The organism is Sphingomonas hominis, from assembly GCF_013328205.1.
Classification (GTDB): domain Bacteria; phylum Pseudomonadota; class Alphaproteobacteria; order Sphingomonadales; family Sphingomonadaceae; genus Sphingomonas; species Sphingomonas hominis.
Window position 1 is genome coordinate 629,616 of record NZ_JABULH010000002.1, and the last position, 17,645, is coordinate 647,260.

Annotated in this window: 14 protein-coding genes; 13 read left to right on the top strand and 1 reads right to left on the bottom strand. The window is 69.1% G+C overall.

What is annotated here, in order from left to right; all coding sequences use genetic code 11:
* Window positions 1–12: 12 nt before the first annotated feature.
* From HRV97_RS08100 to HRV97_RS08145, 10 genes are all read left to right on the top strand, one after another.
* On the top strand, window positions 13–1,227 hold the full coding sequence (locus tag HRV97_RS08100; RefSeq protein WP_174193697.1) for an FtsW/RodA/SpoVE family cell cycle protein: 1,215 nt from the start codon (window positions 13–15) through the stop codon (window positions 1,225–1,227).
* A complete protein-coding gene (murG, locus tag HRV97_RS08105; protein WP_174193699.1) occupies window positions 1,224–2,369 on the top strand; it encodes an undecaprenyldiphospho-muramoylpentapeptide beta-N-acetylglucosaminyltransferase in 1,146 nt (381 codons plus the stop codon). The genes HRV97_RS08100 and murG overlap by 4 nt, the downstream gene beginning before the upstream one ends.
* A complete protein-coding gene (gene murC, locus HRV97_RS08110) occupies window positions 2,366–3,769 on the top strand; it encodes a UDP-N-acetylmuramate--L-alanine ligase (protein ID WP_174193700.1) in 1,404 nt (467 codons plus the stop codon). Before murG ends, murC begins: the two co-directional genes overlap by 4 nt.
* Entirely contained in the window at window positions 3,769–4,794 is a 1,026-nt protein-coding gene (gene murB, locus HRV97_RS08115) for a UDP-N-acetylmuramate dehydrogenase (protein ID WP_246248594.1), read from the top strand. Before murC ends, murB begins: the two co-directional genes overlap by 1 nt.
* Window positions 4,791–5,759 (top strand): D-alanine--D-alanine ligase, encoded by a 969-nt coding sequence (locus HRV97_RS08120; RefSeq protein WP_174193701.1) that lies wholly within the window; start codon window positions 4,791–4,793, stop codon window positions 5,757–5,759. Before murB ends, HRV97_RS08120 begins: the two co-directional genes overlap by 4 nt.
* Entirely contained in the window at window positions 5,756–6,685 is a 930-nt protein-coding gene (locus HRV97_RS08125) for a cell division protein FtsQ/DivIB (RefSeq protein WP_174193702.1), read from the top strand. Before HRV97_RS08120 ends, HRV97_RS08125 begins: the two co-directional genes overlap by 4 nt.
* 27 nt (window positions 6,686–6,712) lie before the next feature.
* Entirely contained in the window at window positions 6,713–7,972 is a 1,260-nt protein-coding gene (gene ftsA / locus HRV97_RS08130) for a cell division protein FtsA (protein WP_174193703.1), read from the top strand.
* A gap of 116 nt (window positions 7,973–8,088) precedes the next feature.
* Window positions 8,089–9,711: a cell division protein FtsZ gene (gene ftsZ / locus HRV97_RS08135; protein WP_174193704.1), complete on the top strand. Its 1,623-nt coding sequence runs from the start codon at window positions 8,089–8,091 to the stop codon at window positions 9,709–9,711.
* Between the two features lie 149 nt (window positions 9,712–9,860).
* Window positions 9,861–12,212, top strand: coding sequence for an SPOR domain-containing protein (locus HRV97_RS08140; RefSeq protein WP_174193705.1), 2,352 nt, complete (start codon window positions 9,861–9,863; stop codon window positions 12,210–12,212).
* Between the two features lie 25 nt (window positions 12,213–12,237).
* Window positions 12,238–13,404: a deoxyguanosinetriphosphate triphosphohydrolase gene (locus tag HRV97_RS08145; RefSeq protein WP_174193707.1), complete on the top strand. Its 1,167-nt coding sequence runs from the start codon at window positions 12,238–12,240 to the stop codon at window positions 13,402–13,404.
* A gap of 58 nt (window positions 13,405–13,462) precedes the next feature.
* On the opposite strand, the gene HRV97_RS08150 is transcribed toward HRV97_RS08145, so the two are convergent.
* A complete protein-coding gene (locus tag HRV97_RS08150) occupies window positions 13,463–13,753 on the bottom strand; it encodes a hypothetical protein (RefSeq protein WP_174193708.1) in 291 nt (96 codons plus the stop codon).
* A 195-nt stretch (window positions 13,754–13,948) separates the two neighbouring features.
* Here HRV97_RS08150 and argS point away from each other — a divergent pair, with 195 nt between their 5' ends.
* The 3 genes from argS (at window position 13,949) to nagZ (ending at window position 17,643) form a co-directional block, all read left to right on the top strand.
* Window positions 13,949–15,676 (top strand): arginine--tRNA ligase, encoded by a 1,728-nt coding sequence (gene argS / locus HRV97_RS08155; RefSeq protein WP_174193710.1) that lies wholly within the window; start codon window positions 13,949–13,951, stop codon window positions 15,674–15,676.
* On the top strand, window positions 15,676–16,404 hold the full coding sequence (locus HRV97_RS08160) for an SPOR domain-containing protein (RefSeq protein WP_174193712.1): 729 nt from the start codon (window positions 15,676–15,678) through the stop codon (window positions 16,402–16,404). Before argS ends, HRV97_RS08160 begins: the two co-directional genes overlap by 1 nt.
* Window positions 16,405–16,641: 237 nt before the next feature.
* Window positions 16,642–17,643 (top strand): beta-N-acetylhexosaminidase, encoded by a 1,002-nt coding sequence (gene nagZ / locus HRV97_RS08165; protein WP_174193714.1) that lies wholly within the window; start codon window positions 16,642–16,644, stop codon window positions 17,641–17,643.
* Window positions 17,644–17,645: the final 2 nt, after the last annotated feature.

Below are 17,645 nucleotides of genomic sequence, written 5' to 3' on the forward strand. Positions count from 1 at the left end.
AGGAACAGCAGCATGAACGACATGCAGGCGATCAAGCGAGGGCGCTTGCAGGGGCGCGGCGGGCGCGGCGATCCGTCGCCGCTCGGCACGTGGTTCTGGGACATCGACCGCGTGTTGCTGCTGCTCGCGCTGTTCCTGATCGCGATCGGGCTGATCGCGGTGGCTGCCGGGTCGCCCGCAACCGCGGTGCGCTACTCGGGTGAGCATCTGAAATTCACACCGCTGCACTATTTCTGGCGTCAGGTGATCTGGGTGGCGGTTGCGTTGCCGGTGCTGTTCGGCGTGTCGATGCTGCCGGTCACGCTTGCCCGGCGCATGTCGCTGGTCGGGGCAGGGGTGTGCGTCGCGCTGCTGGCGCTCACCCCGATCGCGGGCGTGACCGTCAACGGTGCGCGACGCTGGATCGGCTTCGGCTTCGCGCAATTCCAGCCGTCCGAGTTCCTCAAACCTTTTTTCGTCGTGACCATCGCCTATCTGCTGTCGTTGAAGGCACGTGACGAGGAACTGCCCGCCACCATCATCACCGCCGGCATCACCGGCGCGATCGCGGTGCTGCTGATGCTACAGCCCGATTTCGGGCAAACGATTATCTTCTGCTCGATCTGGCTCGCGCTGATCATCATCGCGGGCACGCCGACGCGGACAATTGTCGGATTGCTGGCGCTAGTGCCGGTCGGGCTCGTTGCGGCCTATGTCTTCTACGGCACTGCGCGAAATCGCATCGACGCGTTCCTGTTCCCCGGTATCGAGGGCGAGGGCGCGAGCGACCATTTCCAGACCAACGCCGCGCACAACACGCTGACCGCCGGCGGCTGGTTCGGCACCGGTCCCGGCGGCGGCAGCGCGAAGTTCGGGCTGCCTGAGGCGCATACCGATTACATTTTCTCGGTCATCGGCGAAGAATTCGGGCTGATCGCGTGCATGATCGTGGCGCTCGTCTTTCTCGCGATCGTCGTGCGCGTGTTCGTCAAGCTGCTGGACGAGCAGGACAGTTTCAAGCTGCTGGCGGGCTCCGGCCTAGCGGTGCAATTTGGTGCGCAGGCGCTCGTCTCGATGGCGGTCAACACCGGGCTCGCGCCGTCAAAGGGCATGACGCTGCCGTTCATCAGCTACGGCGGGTCGTCGATGGTCGCGCTGTCGATCGGGATGGGCTTGCTCCTGGCGTTCACCCGGCGCAACCCGTTCCTGATGCGTAGTCCCTACATCAACCGCTGGAGTGCCGCATGACGCGCGCGCGTTCCTTCGTCCTTGCGGCTGGCGGCACCGGCGGCCACATGGTTCCCGCCGCCGCACTCGCCGCCGAGTTGAAGCGCCGCGGCCACCGCGTCGCGTTGGTCAGCGACGCGCGCGGCGTGCGCTTTCCCGGATTGTTCGACGGGGTGGAGACGCACGTCATCCCCGCGGGCCGCTTCGCCGGCGGACCGATCGGCTGGGCGAAGGCGGCGCAGCAGATGGTCGAGGGCCGCCGCACCGCGCGCGACCTCTACCGTTCGTTGAAGCCAGCCGCGGTGGTCGGGTTCGGCGGCTATCCCGCTTTCCCCGCGCTCTCCGCTGCCTTCGCGGCCGGCATCCCGACCTCGGTGCACGAGCAGAACGCCGTGCTCGGCCGCGTCAACCGCCTGGTCGCGCGCCGCGTCGACGCGATCGCGACCAGCTATCCCAACACCGAGCGGTTGAAGCCTGCTTATGCTGGCAAGGTTCAGCTCGTCGGCAATCCGGTGCGCGAGGCGGTGCTGAACTTGCGCAGCCGCCCATACCCGTTGCTGGAGGAGGACGGTATCTTCCGCGTGCTCGTGACCGGCGGCAGCCAGGGCGCGAGCGTGCTGAGCCAGGTCGTGCCCGACGGCCTCGCGATGCTGCCGGTCGCCTTCCGCCGCCGGTTGCAGGTGACGCATCAGGCGCGCATCGAGGACATCGACGCCGCGCGCGAGAAATATGCGAGCCTTGAGATCGCCGCCGACCTTGCAACCTATCTGCCCGACATGCCCGAGCAGCTCGCCTGGGCGCACCTCGTCATCGCGCGCGCGGGCGCGTCGACCATCGCCGAGCTGACCGCCGCGGGACGCCCTGCAATCCTCGTGCCGCTGCCGGGTGCGACCGACGATCACCAGACCGCCAACGCGCGCGCGATCACCGAAGCGGGCGGCGCGCGCACGATCCCGCAACCGCAGTTCACCCCGACCGAGCTCGCCAAGCAGATGCAGAAGCTCGGGCTCGATCCTGCCGCGCTGGAGAATGCCGCCGGTCGCGCGCGCGCCTGCGGGATGCCCGACGCGGTCAGCGACCTCGCTGATCTGGTCGAGAGCCTCGATGCGCCGCCCGCGCCGGTCCACGTCGGGCGGGTGCAGCAGAAGGAAGCGTTTGCGTGAAGGGCGTCGCGACCGACATCGGCACGATCCACTTCGTCGGCATCGGCGGCATCGGCATGTCGGGCATCGCCGAGGTGATGCACAACCTCGGCTATTCGGTGCAGGGCAGCGACGTGGCCGAAGGCTACGTGGTCGAAGGGCTGCGCGCGCGGGGGATCCCGGTGACGATCGGTCATTCGGCCGAGAACGTGGGCGATGCCGCGGTGGTCGTCACCTCGAGCGCGGTGAAGCGCGGCAATCCCGAGGTCGAGGCCGCGCTCGACCGCCGCGTGCCGGTGGTGCGCCGCGCCGAGATGCTCGCCGAGCTGATGCGGCTGAAATCAACGGTCGCGGTCGCTGGCACGCACGGCAAGACGACGACGACCTCAATGGTCGCGGCGCTGCTCGACGCGGGCGGGGTCGACCCGACCGTCATTAACGGCGGGATCATCAACAGCTACGGCTCGAACGCGCGGCTGGGCGCGTCGGACTGGATGGTGGTCGAAGCGGATGAGAGCGACGGTAGCTTCCTGCGATTGGACGGTACGATCGCGGTCGTCACCAACATCGATCCCGAGCATCTCGACCATTACGGCAGTTTCGAGCGCGCGAAGGACGCGTACGTCGAGTTCGTCGAGAACGTGCCCTTCTACGGCGCGGCGTTGCTGTGCCTCGACCATCCGGAAGTGCAGGCGCTGATCCCACGCGTGCGCGACCGGCGGATCGTCACCTACGGCTTTGCGGCCTCGGCCGACGTGCGCGGCGTCAACGTGGTGCCTTATCCGGGCGGCAACCGGTTCGAAGCGCTGATCCGCTCGCGCGACGGCACCACGCGCTCGATTGAGGGGATCGACCTTCCGATGCCCGGCCGCCACAATGTGCAGAACGCGCTCGCCGCGGTCGGTGTCGCGCTCGAACTCGGCATCGGCGACGCGACGATCCAGCGCGGGTTCGAGAAGTTCGGCGGGGTCAAGCGTCGCTTCACCAAGGTCGGTGAGGTAGCTGGCGCGACCATCATTGACGATTACGGCCACCACCCGGTCGAGATTCGCGCCGTGCTCGCCGCCGCGCGCGAATCGGCGCAGGGGCGCGTGATCGCGGTGGTACAGCCGCACCGTTACTCTCGGCTCGGCAATCTGATGGAGGACTTTCAGGGCGCGTTCAACGACGCCGACGCGGTGTACGTGACGCCGGTCTACGCCGCGGGCGAGGCCGCGGTCGAGGGCGTCGATGCCGAGGCGCTGGTGGCTGGCCTACGCCGTCGTGGTCACCGCGATGTGCACACGGTCGCGGATGCCGACGCGCTCGCCGATGCGCTGGCCGCTGAGGTACGTGGAGGCGATCAAGTGATCTGCCTCGGCGCAGGCGACATCACCAAATGGGCCGCCGGCCTCGCGCCTGCAGTCGAGGCGCGCCGGTGATGGCAGTCGGTGATATCCTCCCCGGCACGGGGAGGGGGACCAGCGAAGCTGGTGGAGGGGGCCTGCCTCTGGCGGTGTCGCCCGTGGAGAGCCCCCTCGACCACCAGCCTGCGGCTGGCGGTCCCCCTCCCCGTGCCGGGGAGGATATTAGGGTCCGCGGTCGGCTGACCCCGCGCGCGCCGCTCGCGCCGCTGGTCTGGTTCAAGGCGGGCGGCGCGGCGGAGTGGCTGTTCGAACCCGCCGACGCCGACGATCTCGCCGCGTTCCTGCGCGACCTCAATCCCGCGGTTCCGGTGATGGCGCTCGGGCTCGGCAGCAACCTGATCGTGCGCGACGGCGGCGTGCCCGGCGTCGTCGTGCGTCTCGGCAAGCCGTTCGCGCGCGTCGAGGCGTTCGACGCGACTACCCTTCGCTGCGGCGGCGGGGCGAGCGGCATTCTCGTGTCCTCGACCGCGCGTGACGCCGGGATCGCGGGCGTAGAATTTCTGCGCTCGATCCCCGGCACCGTCGGCGGCTTCGTGCGGATGAACGGCGGCGCCTATGGGCGCGAGGTCAAGGACGTGCTGATCGAGGCTGAGGTGGTGCTCCGCTCGGGCGAGCGCCGCACGCTGTCGCTCGACGAGCTCGGCTACACCTATCGGCACAGCGAACTGCCCAATGGCGCGGTGGTGATCGCCGCAACCTTCCGCGGCAGGCCCGGCGAGCCCACAGCGATCCAGGCCGAGATGGACCGTATCGCCGCCGCGCGCGAGGCGTCGCAGCCGCTGCGCTCTAAGACCGGCGGCTCGACCTTCAAGAACCCCGACGGGTACAAGGCCTGGGCGCTGGTCGACCAGGCCGGCTGTCGCGGCAAGCGCCTGGGCGACGCGCAGGTCAGCGACAAGCATACGAACTTCTTGCTCAACGTCGGGCAGGCGACCAGCGCCGACATCGAGGCGCTGGGCGAGGAGGTGCGCGCGGCGGTGAAGGCGACGAGCGGCGTGACGCTCGAATGGGAGATACAGCGAGTGGGCGTGGCGGCATGAGCGGGGCGTTGCACATCGCGGTGCTGATGGGCGGCTGGTCGGCGGAGCGCGAGGTGTCGCTGTCGTCGGGGGCGGGCGTCGCCGAGGCGCTCGAGTCGCTCGGCCACCGCGTCACCCGGATCGACATGGGGCGCGACGTCGCGGCGCGACTGGCGGAGGCGAACGCCGATCTCGTCTTCAACGCGCTTCACGGCACACCCGGCGAGGACGGCAGCGTGCAAGGGCTGATGGACCTGATGGGCCTGACCTATACGCATAGCGGCATGGCCACCTCGGTGATCGCGATCGACAAGGTCCTGACGAAACAGGCGCTGGTGCCGCACGGCATTCCGATGCCCGGCGGGCGCATCGTCAAGTCGGTCGACGTGTTCGACGCCGATCCGCTCGCACGGCCGTACGTGCTCAAACCTGTCAACGAAGGCTCATCGGTCGGCGTCGCGATCGTCACCGATCAGGGGAACTACGGCAACCCGATCGCGCGCGATGCGAAGGGCCCTTGGGCCGAGTTCGACGAACTGCTCGCCGAGCCGTACGTGCGCGGGCGCGAGTTGACCACTGCGGTTCTGGGCGGCGTGGACGGCCCGCGCGCGCTCGGCGTCACAGAGCTTCGGCCGAAGTCGGGCTGGTACGATTACGATGCCAAATACACCGACGGCATGACCGAGCATCTGTTCCCCGCGCCGATCCCCGACGAGATCATGCAGGCGTGCATGGCGCTGGCGGTCGACGCGCACCGACTGCTCGGCTGTCGCGGCGCGAGCCGGTCCGATTTCCGCTGGGACGACGAGCGCGGCGTCGACGGCTTGTTCCTGCTCGAGGTCAATACCCAGCCCGGCATGACGCCGCTCAGCCTCGTCCCCGAACAGGCGCGCCACACCGCCATGAGCTACCCCGAACTCGTCCAGGCGATCGTCGACGAAGCGCTGCGCGACGCCGCCGGGCGGCACGGCAAGCGCGCGCCATGACGCGCACGATCCGCCGCGAGCCCGCGAACGCGCCGCGCCGCACCGTCAACCGCCGCAAGCCCGCGCCGAAGAAAACCTTCGGCCAGCGCATGCTCGCCAAGCTGCCGATCAGCGAAGCGTTCCTGCGCCGCGCGGTGACGTGGTCGCTGCTCGGTGCGGGCGGCGCGGCGGCGATCGCCGTCGCGACGTGGATCGGCATTCCGTCCGCGATCGGCATCGGCATAGCCGAGACGGCGGCGACCGCGGGGCTGCGCGTCGAGCAGGTCGACATTACTGGGCTGAAGCGGATGGACCGCGAGACGGTCTACGCGGTCGCACTCGAACAACCCTCGCGCGCGATGCTGCGGCTCGATCTGGAGGCGGTGCGCCAGCGGCTGCTCGCTTATGGCTGGATCGAGGACGCGTACGTCTCGCGGCGGCTGCCCGATCGGCTGCTGATCCACGTGACCGAGCGCGAGCCCGCCGCGGTGTGGCAGGACAACGGCCAGCTCATGCTGATCGACGCGGGCGGGCGTCTGCTCGCGCCGGTCGACCGCGCCAACATGCCCAATCTGCCGCTGGTGATCGGCCCGGGTGCCGACCGGCAGGAGCCGGCGTATCAGGCGCTGCTCGCCGCGACGCCCGCACTTCGCCGCCGCGTCAAGGCCGCCGCCTGGGTCGGCAATCGCCGCTGGGACCTGACGTTCAAGACCGGTGAGACGCTCGCGTTGCCGCAGGACGGCGCACAGGCGGCGCTGGTCAAGTTCGAGGCGATGGAGCGCGCGAGCCCCTTGCTCGGCAAGGGCTGGTTGCGCTTCGACATGCGCGATCCGGCGAAACTCGTCGCGCGCAAGCCGGGGCAGGACGCGCAAGGAAGTGCGCCGAGCGAGTCGCCCGAAACGTCCGAAGCGCGTGCGGCCCGCCCGCTCGCCGCCGGCGACGTCTGAGCAAACGGGGCTAGGGGGCTCAAGCAGATGGCGAAAGCGGCACCGGAAGGATTAATCACCGCGCTCGATATCGGGTCGTCGAAGGTGTCGGCGATGATCGCGCAGAAGGGCGACGGCGGCGAGCTGATCGTGCTCGGCACCGGTCAGCGCGAGAGCCGCGGCGTCAAGCGCGGTTATATCGCCGACATGCAGGCGACCGAGGGCGCGGTGCGCGAGGCGGTGGAGCAGGCCGAGCGGATCGCCGGGCTGTCGATCGAGAACGTGTGGGCGGGCTTCTCCGCCGGCGGCCTGGTCAGCGACGAAGCGTTCATCGAGGCCGAACTGGGCGGCACCCGCATCGAGCAGGCCGACATCGACGCGCTATTGCAGGAGGGGCGCCAGGCGATCGATCCGCAGGGACGCATGGTGCTCCACGCGCAGCCCGCGCTTTACACGCTCGACGGGTTGAACGGCGTCAAGAAACCGCTCGGGCTCCACGCCGATCGGCTGGGCGTCCACATCCATGTCATCGCCGCCGACGGTTCGCCGGTCCGCAACCTCGACCTGTGCGTCCGCTCGGCACATCTGGAGGTCAAGTCGATCATCGCCGCGCCGGTTGCGACTGGCCTCGCGTGTCTCACGCAGGAGGAGCGCGATCTGGGGGTCGCGCTGGTCGAGATCGGTGCAGGCATCACCAACGTGTCGCTGTTCGCGGGCGAGATGCTGGTGGGGCTCAAATCGATCGCGATCGGCGGCGCGGACATCACCGACGACATCGCCTCCGCCTTCGGCACCACGCGGTTGCAGGCCGAACGGATCAAATGCTTCCACGGCTCCGCCAACGCATCGCCGCGCGACAATCACGAGATGGTGACGATCCGCGAGCGCAGCGAGGTCGAGGACAACGACTCTCTCCAGATCACCAAGGCAGCGCTGATCGCTGTGATCCGCCAGCGGCTCGAGGTGCTGATGGGCGAGGTGCAAGCCGCGCTCAAGGAATTGCGCTTCGAGGGACCGGTCGGTCGGCAAGTCGTCATCACCGGCGGCGGTGCCGAGTTGAAGGGTATCGCCGACTACGCGCAGCAACTGCTCGGCCGCTCGGTTCGCGTCGGGCGGCCGCGCGGGCTGACCAACCTGCCCGAGGCGCATGCGGGGCCGGGCTTCGCGACGCTCGCCGGGCTCGCCTATTTCGCTGCCGCCGATCCGATCGACCTGCGCGGCGTCGCGCCGAAACAGCAGACGGTTCACCGCAGCAAGGGCTGGCGGGGATTGCGCCGGCTGATCCAGGCCGCGAAAGCGAATTATTGACAAGTTTGCCGAATCGGGTGGGTTTTCGCTGGTGCGTTGACCATCCATGTGAAAAATAAGCCAACGCCCCGTTCACAATCAAAAAAGCGGGGGCTTGTGACCGGAGTAAACAGGCGATGAGCATCGAATTCATTGCGCCCGACGTCGACGATCTGACGCCGCGCATCACCGTCGTCGGCGTGGGCGGCGCGGGCGGCAACGCGATCGCAAACATGATGCGCGCGGACGTGCAGGGCGTGAACTTCCTCGTCGCCAACACCGACGCGCAGGCGCTGCGCTCGTCGGAGGCGGAGCAGAAGATCCAGCTCGGCACCAAGATCACCGGCGGCCTGGGTGCCGGCGCGCGGCCCGAGATCGGTCGCGCCGCGGCCGAGGAGTCGATCGACGAATTGTCGCGGCTGCTCGAGGGCAGCCACATGTGCTTCATCGCCGCCGGCATGGGCGGCGGCACCGGCACCGGTGCGGCGCCCGTCATCGCCAAGGCGGCGCGCGACATGGGCATCCTGACGGTCGGCGTCGTGACCAAGCCGTTCAGCTTCGAAGGCAATCGCCGTGGCAAGTCGGCCGATGCGGGCATCGAGGAACTGCAGAAGTTCGTCGACACGCTGATCGTCATCCCCAACCAGAATCTGTTCCTGGTCGCCAATGCCAACACGACGTTCAAGCAGGCGTTCGAGATGGCGGACGAGGTGCTGCAGCAGGGCGTGCGCGGCATCACCGACCTGATGGTCATGCCCGGCCTCATCAACCTCGACTTCGCCGACGTCCGCTCGGTGATGCAGGAGATGGGCAAGGCGATGATGGGCACGGGCGAGGCCGACGGCGACGACCGCGCGATCATCGCGGCGCAAAAGGCGATCGCCAACCCGCTGCTCGACGGCGTATCGATGCAGGGCGCGAAGGGCGTCATCGTCTCGATCACCGGCGGCGAGGACATGCGTCTGCTGGAGGTCGACGAAGCGGCGAACCACATCCGCGAGCTGGTCGATCCCGACGCCAACATCATCTGGGGATCGGCGTTCAACCCTGACCTGGAGGGCAAGATTCGCGTTTCGGTCGTCGCGACCGGCATCGAGAGCGCGGGTGCCGCCGGACAGCCCGGCAGCACCGCCGCCGCCCCGAGCCCAGCCGAGCCTGCGCGTCCGTTCAGTTTCTCCGCGCCGCGTCGCGCCGAGCCGGCTGCTGCCGCACCCGCGCCTGCTCCCGCGCCACAGCAGAGCTATCAGCCCGCACCGCAGCCGGTGACCCCACCGCCGCAGAGCTACGCCGCGCCGACCCCGACGCCCGTCGCTCCGGCGCCCGCTGCCCCCGCTGCTTCGGCTGCCCCGCGTGGCTACACCGGTTACGAGCAGGCACCCGCGTCTGCGCCTGCCGTAGCGAGCGATGCACTGGCGCAGGGCGTCGTGCCGCAGAGCCAGGTCGACACCGCAACCAACGCCAGCGACGACGAACTGCTGCTCGGCTCCGAAGCGATGCTGCCCGAGCCGACCGCACCCGTGCCGCAAGCAACGCCCGCGGTGCAGTCCGGCGCCGATCAGGCCGGCACGCAGCGTCGCCGTTTCCTCGCGCCCGAGACGGCCGAAGAAACCCCGCCGCAGCCGCGCGTCAAGCTCGGTGGCACGCTGTTCGAGCGGATGCAGAACGCGACCCGCGGCGCACCGCGCGCGGGCGAGGCTCCCGCCGCCGATGCACCGGCAAGCGACCTGCCGCGCTTCCTGCATCGCCAGAACAACCAGTAACCCGACCGCGGAGTGCGTCGCCTCGGCGGCGCACCCGCCACGGTTCGATCCATTGGAGTGAGCTTCGTCGCCGCTCCGGCTCGTTTCGCCGCACCGTTCGACTCGCGTCATTGCCGGTTGGGTCCGCAGCGGCTTTAGCGTTGCATCACATGCGTTTTCCGATGCTTATCTCCGCGTCGCTGCTCCTCGCCGGCGCCGCGATGCCGCTGCCGCTCGCCGCACAAGCCATGGTGCAGCCGCTGCCGGGTACCACCGATGCGGACAAGCTCGCCGATCTGGTGCGCGAACTCGGGCGCAATCCGCGCGACTTGTCGGCGTTGATCGAGGCAGGCGACCTGTCGGCCAAGCTGGGCGACACCACCGCTGCCGCCGCGCTGTACAAGCGCGCGTCGCAGATCGATCCGAACAATGCACGGGTGAAGGCGGGGATCGCGCGCATCCTCGTCAACGGTGAGCATCCGGGCGAGGCGCTGCGTTACTTCGACCAGGCCGAACGCGCCGGACTGTCGCCGACCATGTTCGCCGACGATCGCGGGCTCGCCTACGATCTGATCGGTGAGCAGGAACGCGCGCAGCGCGACTATCGCCTGGCGCTCGCGCGCGCGGGGCAGGGCAATGAGGACGAGGTGCGTCGGCGGTACGCGCTGTCGCTCGGCATATCGGGCCGCAAGGACGAGGCGTTGCAGCAGATCGACGCGCTGCTACGCAAGAGCGACCGCGGCGCGTGGCGCGCCCGCGCCTTTATTCTGGCGATGAACGGTGATGCGACCGGCGCCAATCGGATCGCGACCACGATGATGCCCGCGGGGATGGGAACGGGACTCGCCGCCTTTTTCACGCGTCTGCCGACGCTATCGCCCGCCGATCGCGCCTTCGCGGTTCATTTCGGCGAAGTGACGCCGACGCCTCAGCGGCTCGCCGATGCGCGGCTGGTGCCGCCGTTGCCCGCACTCGGCGCCGATCCATATGGTCGCCCTGCGCCGGTGCAGGTGGCGGCGCAGACCGCCGTGGTACCGCCGACCGCGCGCGATCGCCGCAGGGGCCGGGATGCGCGGCAATCCACGCAGCCGAGGGTCACCACCTACCCGCAGGTCGCGCAAGCCTCCGCGCCGGCCATCGCACCGGTCGCCACGGCGGCGCCGTCGACCATCGTCTCGGCGCAACGCCCGTTGGCGTCACAATCGCTCACGGGATCGCCGCAGGTAGCGCAGGCGGTGGCACCAGCGATCACGAACAATGCTCGGCAGGCTCCGCCCACAGTCACCGGTGCGCCAGCGGCTACACAAGCCACTACGCAATTCGCGCAAGCGCCATCGGGCACGGCAACGACCTACCCGGCAGCGACGTCGCCGCTTTCAGGTGCTAGCTCGCCGGTCGCGGCGGCGAACCTTGCGGCCACCGCGAGATCCGTGCAGCCGGAGCCATCGCCTGCACCGGTCGAGCTCGCTGTCGCGCGCCCGACGAGCGCACAACCGGCACCTGCGGGTCTCGCTGCTGCGGCCGAGTCGCGTACCACCGTGCCAAGTCCCGCGGCCCTCGCGGCCACGTCGCCTGGCCCCGCCGCGTCTGCCGCTGCCCAGGCGAACAATTTGGTCGGCGCGCAAGCCATAAGTACGACCGCCACGCCGGCCGTTCCTCAAGCAAATGCGCAACTCGCCGCCGCACCCGCGACTCCGCCGCGCAGCGAGAGCGAGGACTCGATCCTGGCGCGCATCGTCGCCAATATCTCGATCCCGGCGGCCGAACTCGGTGTCGCGCCGATGCCGAATGCTGCGCCGCAGCCGGGCACGACCACAACGCTTGAGGCGGCAGCGGTCGCGGCCGAACGCAACGCCGCGGCGGTTCAGCAACGCCGAGAACCAGCCGACTCGGAGCAGGTCGCACGGCCCGCCACGCGTTCGCGGCCAACGCCGGTCGAGGCTGCGGCAGCGGAGCCGGTCACGACGCCGCGCCGACGTGGTTCTGCCACCCTATCGTCGAAGGACGAAGCGCCGGCGACTAGGACCACTCGCCGAGCGACCACCAAGGAGCTCGCCGCGACGGAGGACGACGCGGTTGCCCCGACGACACGCCGTGGCGCGCGCACCGCGGCCAAGAAGGACGCGGTCGAACCCGCCGCTGACACCAAGAAGCTGACACCCAAGCAGGCTGCCGCCAAGGCGAAGGCCGATGCCAACGCACTCGCCGACAAGAAGGCGGCGGCCGAGGAGAAGAAAGCCGCGCGCACCGATCCCGAGCGTTACTGGATCCAGGTCGCGGGCGGCGCGACCGAGGGCGACCTGAAGAAGGCGTGGTCCAGCGCCAAGTCGAAATCGTCGCTGCTCGCGGGGCGTGCCGGCTACTCGACCCCGCTGCGCGCCACCAACCGCGTCGTCACGGGTCCGTTCAAGACGCAGGCTGAGGCGCAGGCGATGGTCAACAAGCTGTCCAAACAAGGCGTCTCCGCCTTCACCTTCACCAGCGAGGCCGGGCAGAAGATGACCAAGCTGGACGGCAAGTGACGCGTATTTTCCGGGCGACCAACGCGTGACCGCACTCGCCCCCTACGCGTCCGATCCCGCGCGCAGCCGCGGTCGCCTGCACGAGGAGCCGGGCGCTGCGGAGCGAGGTCCACGCGACGCGTTCCAGCGCGACCGTGATCGCATCATCCACTCGATCAGCTTTCGTCGCCTGCGCCATAAGACGCAGGTGTTCATGGCGCCCGACGGCGACCATTTCCGCGTCCGCCTGACGCACAGCATCGAAGTGGCGCAGATCGGCCGCACGATCGCGCGCACGCTCGGCCTCAACGAGGATCTCACCGAGGCGCTGTGCCTCGCGCACGATATCGGCCACCCGCCGTTCGGCCACGCCGGCGAGGATGCGCTGGAGCGCGCGCTGGCGGGCAAGGGCGGGTTCGACCACAACGGCCACACGCTGCGCACGCTGATGATGCTGGAGCGGCCGTACCCGCGCCACGTTGGGCTCAATCTGACCTGGGAGACGCTGGAAGGCCTCGCCAAGCACAATGGTCCGATCGACGCGCCCGAGTGGGCGCTGGCCGAGGCCGACCGCGAAGCGTGTCTGGAGCTGGAAACCCACGCCTCGCTGGAGGCGCAGGTCGCCGCAATCGCCGACGACATCGCTTATGACAATCACGATATCGACGACGGCCTGCGCGCCGGATTGTTGTCGATCGACCAATTGTGCGACGTGCCGTTGGTCGCGCGCGGGTGGTCATCGGCGCGCGCGCGCTTCGCCGATCTCGGCGACGATCGGCTGCACGGCGAGGTTATCCGCAGCCAGATCGGGTTGATGGTCAACGATCTGATCGCCGAAACCGGCCGCCGTATTGCCGCGGCGGGCGTGCGCAGCGTTGAGGACGTGCGCGCCGCCGGACGCGCGTTGGTCGGCTTCTCCGACGCGATGGCGGCCGACGAGCGGCAGCTAAAGGCGTTCATGTACGCCAATCTATACCATCACCCGCGCCAACTCGCGGCTGCGGCGGCGGCCGACCACGTCATCGACGGGCTGTTCGCGGCCTATTACGCCGAGCCCGCGCTGCTGCCCGAGGAGTGGCGCGTGCGCCTTCCGGCGGCCGAGCCGCAGTTCAGCCGCCATGTCGCCGACTTCATCGCCGGCATGACTGATCGCTACGCCGTGTCGCGCTACCGCGAGGTGGTGGGGCCAATCGACCTGCCCGAAGGCTTCTGACACGCAAACGGCGCCCGCTCGTGCGAGCGGACGCCGTCAAGTCGTCGGATCACGCGGTTCAGTTCGCGGCCGCGGCGCTCGCGATGACGCTGCCCTTGGCGCGGAACGATACCGGGTATCCGTTGCTGGTGCCACGCACGCGGTCGCCGTCGACCAGTAGGCGGAACTTTTCGCGGCTGCCGACCTCGTGACCCTCGATCAGCGTCTTGCCGTTGTCGCGCGCGGTCTGCGTGTAGACATAGGTGTGACCCTCGTGCGTGAAGCTCTGCTCAGCCGGCTCGGCAGCGATGCCGACCGTCGAGATGAGCGCGGCGGCAGCGGCGGCGGCGATGAACTTGATCTGGCGCATGTCGGTTTCCCCGTTTGAAAGCTGGTGCCCGCTATGTCGAGCATTGCCGTGCAGGATATTTGCTGCGTCGCAGCATCGGCAACTGAGTTGTGCGCCAGAACGATTGCACCTGATGCAATCGCTGGGGGCGGTGCTCTGCGTAGCGGCGGGAACGCTTTTGCCTGCGCGCGCGCCTTCGTCTAAGGCGCCGTCGCTATGACATTGTACGCCCGCTTCGCCGCCCATGTGGGCGATGCGCTCGACGCGCTCGTCGCCGCCGGAGAGCTGCCCACCGATCTCGACCGCCGCAACGTGACGGTCGAGCCGCCGCGCGACATCACGCACGGCGATCTCGCCACCAACGCCGCAATGGTGCTCGCCAAGCCCGCGCGCACCAACCCGCGCCAGCTCGCCGAGAAGATCGTTGCGCATCTGTCCGCTCTGCCCAGCGTCACGGCGGCTGAGGTCGCCGGTCCGGGCTTCATCAACCTGCGGCTGAGCGACGACACCTGGCGCGACGAATTGCGCGCGGTCGCCGCGGCGGGTGCCGACTATGGTCGCTCGTCGGTGGGCGAGAGCGTCAGCGTCAACGTCGAGTACGTGTCGGCCAACCCGACCGGTCCGATGCACATGGGCCATTGCCGCGGTGCGGTGGTGGGCGATTCGCTCGCCAACCTGCTCGCCTTCGCCGGACATCGCGTCATCCGCGAATACGTCATCAACGACGCCGGCAGCCAGGTCGACGTGCTCGCGCGCTCGGCGCACATCCGCTACCGCGAGGCGCTGGGCGAGGATGTCGGCGCGATCCCGGAAGGACTCTACCCCGGCGACTATCTTGTGCCCGTCGGGCAGGCGCTCGCCGCCGAGTTCGGCGACCGCTACGTGTCGGCGCCAGAGGTCGATTGGCTGATCCTGTTCCGCACCCGCGCGGTCGACGCGATGATGGCGCTGATCAAGGCCGATCTCGCATTGCTCGGCATCCATCACGACGTGTTCGCTTCCGAGGCGGCACTGCAGGCGGCGGGCAAGCCCGAGGAGGCCGAGGCCTGGCTGCGCGCACGCGATCTGATCTACGATGGCGTGCTCGAGGCGCCCAAGGGCGAGACGCCCGACGATTGGGAGCCGGTCGAGCTGCCGCTGTTCCGCTCGACCCGCTTCGGCGACGATCAGGATCGCCCGATCAGGAAATCGAACGGCAGCTGGACCTATTTCGGCGCCGACATGGCGTACCATTTCCAGAAGGCGCAATCGGCCGACCAGCTGATCGACATCTGGGGCGCCGACCACGCCGGCACGGTGAAGCGCATCCAGGCCGCGGTCGCCGCGCTGACCGAAGGTAAGACCCGCTTCGACGTCAAGCTCGTCCAGATGGTGCGGCTGCTGCGCGCAGGCGAGCCGGTCAAGATGAGCAAGCGCGCGGGCAATTTCGTGACGCTCGCCGACGTGGTGCGCGAGGTCGGTAAGGACGTCGTGCGCTTCACCATGCTCACGCGCCGCGCCGACGCGCAGATGGACTTCGACTTCGCCAAGGTGGTCGAGGCGTCGAAGGACAATCCCGTCTTCTACGTCCAATATGCGCACGCGCGCGTCGCCTCGCTCCATCGCCGCGCTGCAGAGGCAGGGATCAGCGCCGAGGGTGCCGACTTGTCCCGGCTTGATACGGAGGAGCTCGCCCTGGTGAAGCTCGCGGCACAATTCCCGCGCGTGGTAGAGACCGCGGCGGCGGCGCGCGAACCGCATCGGATTGCCTTTTATCTCTTCGACTTGGCGGCCGAGTTTCACGCCGCGTGGAACGTCGGCAACGACCGGCCCGACCGGCGTTACCTGATCGCCGACGACCACGCCGTCACCGCCGCACGCCTGTCCTTGGCGGCGGGCATCGGACAGATTATTCGCAATGGCCTCTCCATCATGGGCGTGGAGGCGGTTTCGGAGATGCACTGATGGCGACCTCGAACGAGTTCGAGCGCGACGAGGACCGGTTGCCGTGGCTGGAAACGGTTGAACCCGACGAGCCGCACGGATCGGGTGCGGGGCGCAAGCTGCTGCTCGCGCTCGTCGGCGTGCTGGTGCTCGGCGCGGCGATCTTCGGCCTCTACCGCTTGCAGGTCGGCAGCGGCGCGGGTGGCTCGGGTGAGCTGATCGCCGCGCAAGAGGGCGACTATAAGGTCAAGCCCGACGATCCCGGCGGTCTGAAGGTCGAGGGCGAGGGAGACACCGCCATCGCGACCAGCGCGGGCGCCAACCCGAACGGTTCGATCGACCTGAAGGCAGTGCCCGAGGCGCCGATCAGCGGCACGCGTCGCGCAGGCAGCGACACCCCCGACCGCGCCGGCACCACGTCGGCCAGCGTGTCGGTCCCTGCCGTCAGCGCGCCGCTCCGCGCGCAGCGTCCGATGACCGCGCCGGTCGCGGCCGTCCCCGGCGCCGGCTCAGGCGGCAGCCTGGTTCAGCTCGGCGCCTTTCCGACCGAATCGGCCGCCAACACTGCGTGGAGCGCGGTGGCGAAACGGTTCAGCTACGTCGCCCCGCTCGGCAAGGACGTGCAAAAGGCCGAGGTCAATGGCCGCACTGTCTATCGCCTGCGCGTCAACGCGGGCAGCGCCAACGCCGCCGCCGACATCTGCGGCCGGTTGAAGGTTGCGGGCGAGGGCTGTTTCGTCACTAGCTGAGTGCGCTCGGTCGGCCCGGACGTCGACCGACCCTCTTTCACCGTTATCCCGGACTTGATCCGAAATCCCGCTTCTCCTCCTGATTGCTGTCAAACGACCGAAGTACGCTCGGCATGATGTAAGGCCGATCATGCCGGCGGGAGAGCATTCAGAGGTTTTGCATCTGCTTGATGCTCACGTGAATGGAGCCGGGCAGGCGGGTTCCCCGATCCGTCGCTTTGGCGTAACCGGGGCAGCATGAAGCCCGTCATCTTCGGCCTGTCGGGGCCGGCGCTCACGCCCGACGAACGCGCCTTCTTTGGCGAGGCGCGTCCGGCCGGCTACATCCTGTTCAAGCGCAACGTCGAGACGCGCGCGCAGCTTCGCGCACTGACCGATCAGCTTCGTGAGTTGGAAGGCCGCGACGATGTCGCGATCCTCGTCGATCAGGAAGGCGGCCGCGTCGCACGGCTCGGTCCGCCCGAATGGCCCGCCTTTCCCGCTGGCCCTGCCTTCGATGCCTTGTACGAGCGTGCGCCGATGTCGGGGATCGAGGCCGCACGCGCCAACGCGCACGCGCTCGGGCTGATGCTCGCCGAGGTGGGGATCACCGTCAACTGCCTGCCGCTGCTCGATGTCGCGCGCGCCGACACGACCGAGGCGATCGCGAGCCGTGCCTACGGCCACGAACCGATGCGCGTCGCCGCGATGGGACGCGCGACGCTGGAGGGGTTGCGTGCGGGCGGCGTGGTAGGCGTCGTCAAGCACATACCCGGCCACGGTCGCGCGCTGGCCGATTCGCATTATCACCTCCCCACCGTCACCGCCTCTGCCGACGAGTTGGAGGACGATCTCGCACCGTTCCGTGCGCTGGCGGGTGCGCCGATGGGGATGACCAGCCACATCGTCTACCACGCCTGGGATGCCGAGCGGCCCGCGACGCTGTCGCCGACCGTGATCGAGCAGGTGATCCGCGGCCGCATCGGCTTTGACGGACTGTTGATGACCGACGACATCGACATGAAGGCGCTGTCGGGCACGCCAGCCGAGAAGGCGGCGGGCGCGGTCGCGGCGGGGTGCGACGTGGTACTCGATTGCTGGGCGCGGATGGACGAGATGCAGGCGATCGCCGCCGCATTGCCCGACATCACGCAGCGCGGACGCGAGCGGCTCGACGCCGCGATGGCGAGCGTCGCTGCACTCACGGGCGACCTGGCCGAACTCATCGCCAAGCGCGACGCGTTGCTGGCGCTCGCCTGAGC

Excerpts from the sequence above, each read along its gene's own strand:
- HRV97_RS08100 (WP_174193697.1), top strand. The coding sequence starts at position 13 with ATGAACGACATGCAGGCGATCAAGCGAGGGCGCTTGCAGGGGCGCGGC.
- murG (WP_174193699.1), top strand. The coding sequence starts at position 1,224 with ATGACGCGCGCGCGTTCCTTCGTCCTTGCGGCTGGCGGCACCGGCGGC.
- murB (WP_246248594.1), top strand. The coding sequence starts at position 3,769 with ATGGCAGTCGGTGATATCCTCCCCGGCACGGGGAGGGGGACCAGCGAA.
- HRV97_RS08120 (WP_174193701.1), top strand. The coding sequence starts at position 4,791 with ATGAGCGGGGCGTTGCACATCGCGGTGCTGATGGGCGGCTGGTCGGCG.
- HRV97_RS08125 (WP_174193702.1), top strand. The coding sequence starts at position 5,756 with ATGACGCGCACGATCCGCCGCGAGCCCGCGAACGCGCCGCGCCGCACC.
- ftsA (WP_174193703.1), top strand. The coding sequence starts at position 6,713 with ATGGCGAAAGCGGCACCGGAAGGATTAATCACCGCGCTCGATATCGGG.
- ftsZ (WP_174193704.1), top strand. The coding sequence starts at position 8,089 with ATGAGCATCGAATTCATTGCGCCCGACGTCGACGATCTGACGCCGCGC.
- HRV97_RS08140 (WP_174193705.1), top strand. The coding sequence starts at position 9,861 with ATGCGTTTTCCGATGCTTATCTCCGCGTCGCTGCTCCTCGCCGGCGCC.
- HRV97_RS08150 (WP_174193708.1), bottom strand. The coding sequence starts at position 13,753 with ATGCGCCAGATCAAGTTCATCGCCGCCGCCGCTGCCGCCGCGCTCATC.
- argS (WP_174193710.1), top strand. The coding sequence starts at position 13,949 with ATGACATTGTACGCCCGCTTCGCCGCCCATGTGGGCGATGCGCTCGAC.
- HRV97_RS08160 (WP_174193712.1), top strand. The coding sequence starts at position 15,676 with ATGGCGACCTCGAACGAGTTCGAGCGCGACGAGGACCGGTTGCCGTGG.
- nagZ (WP_174193714.1), top strand. The coding sequence starts at position 16,642 with ATGAAGCCCGTCATCTTCGGCCTGTCGGGGCCGGCGCTCACGCCCGAC.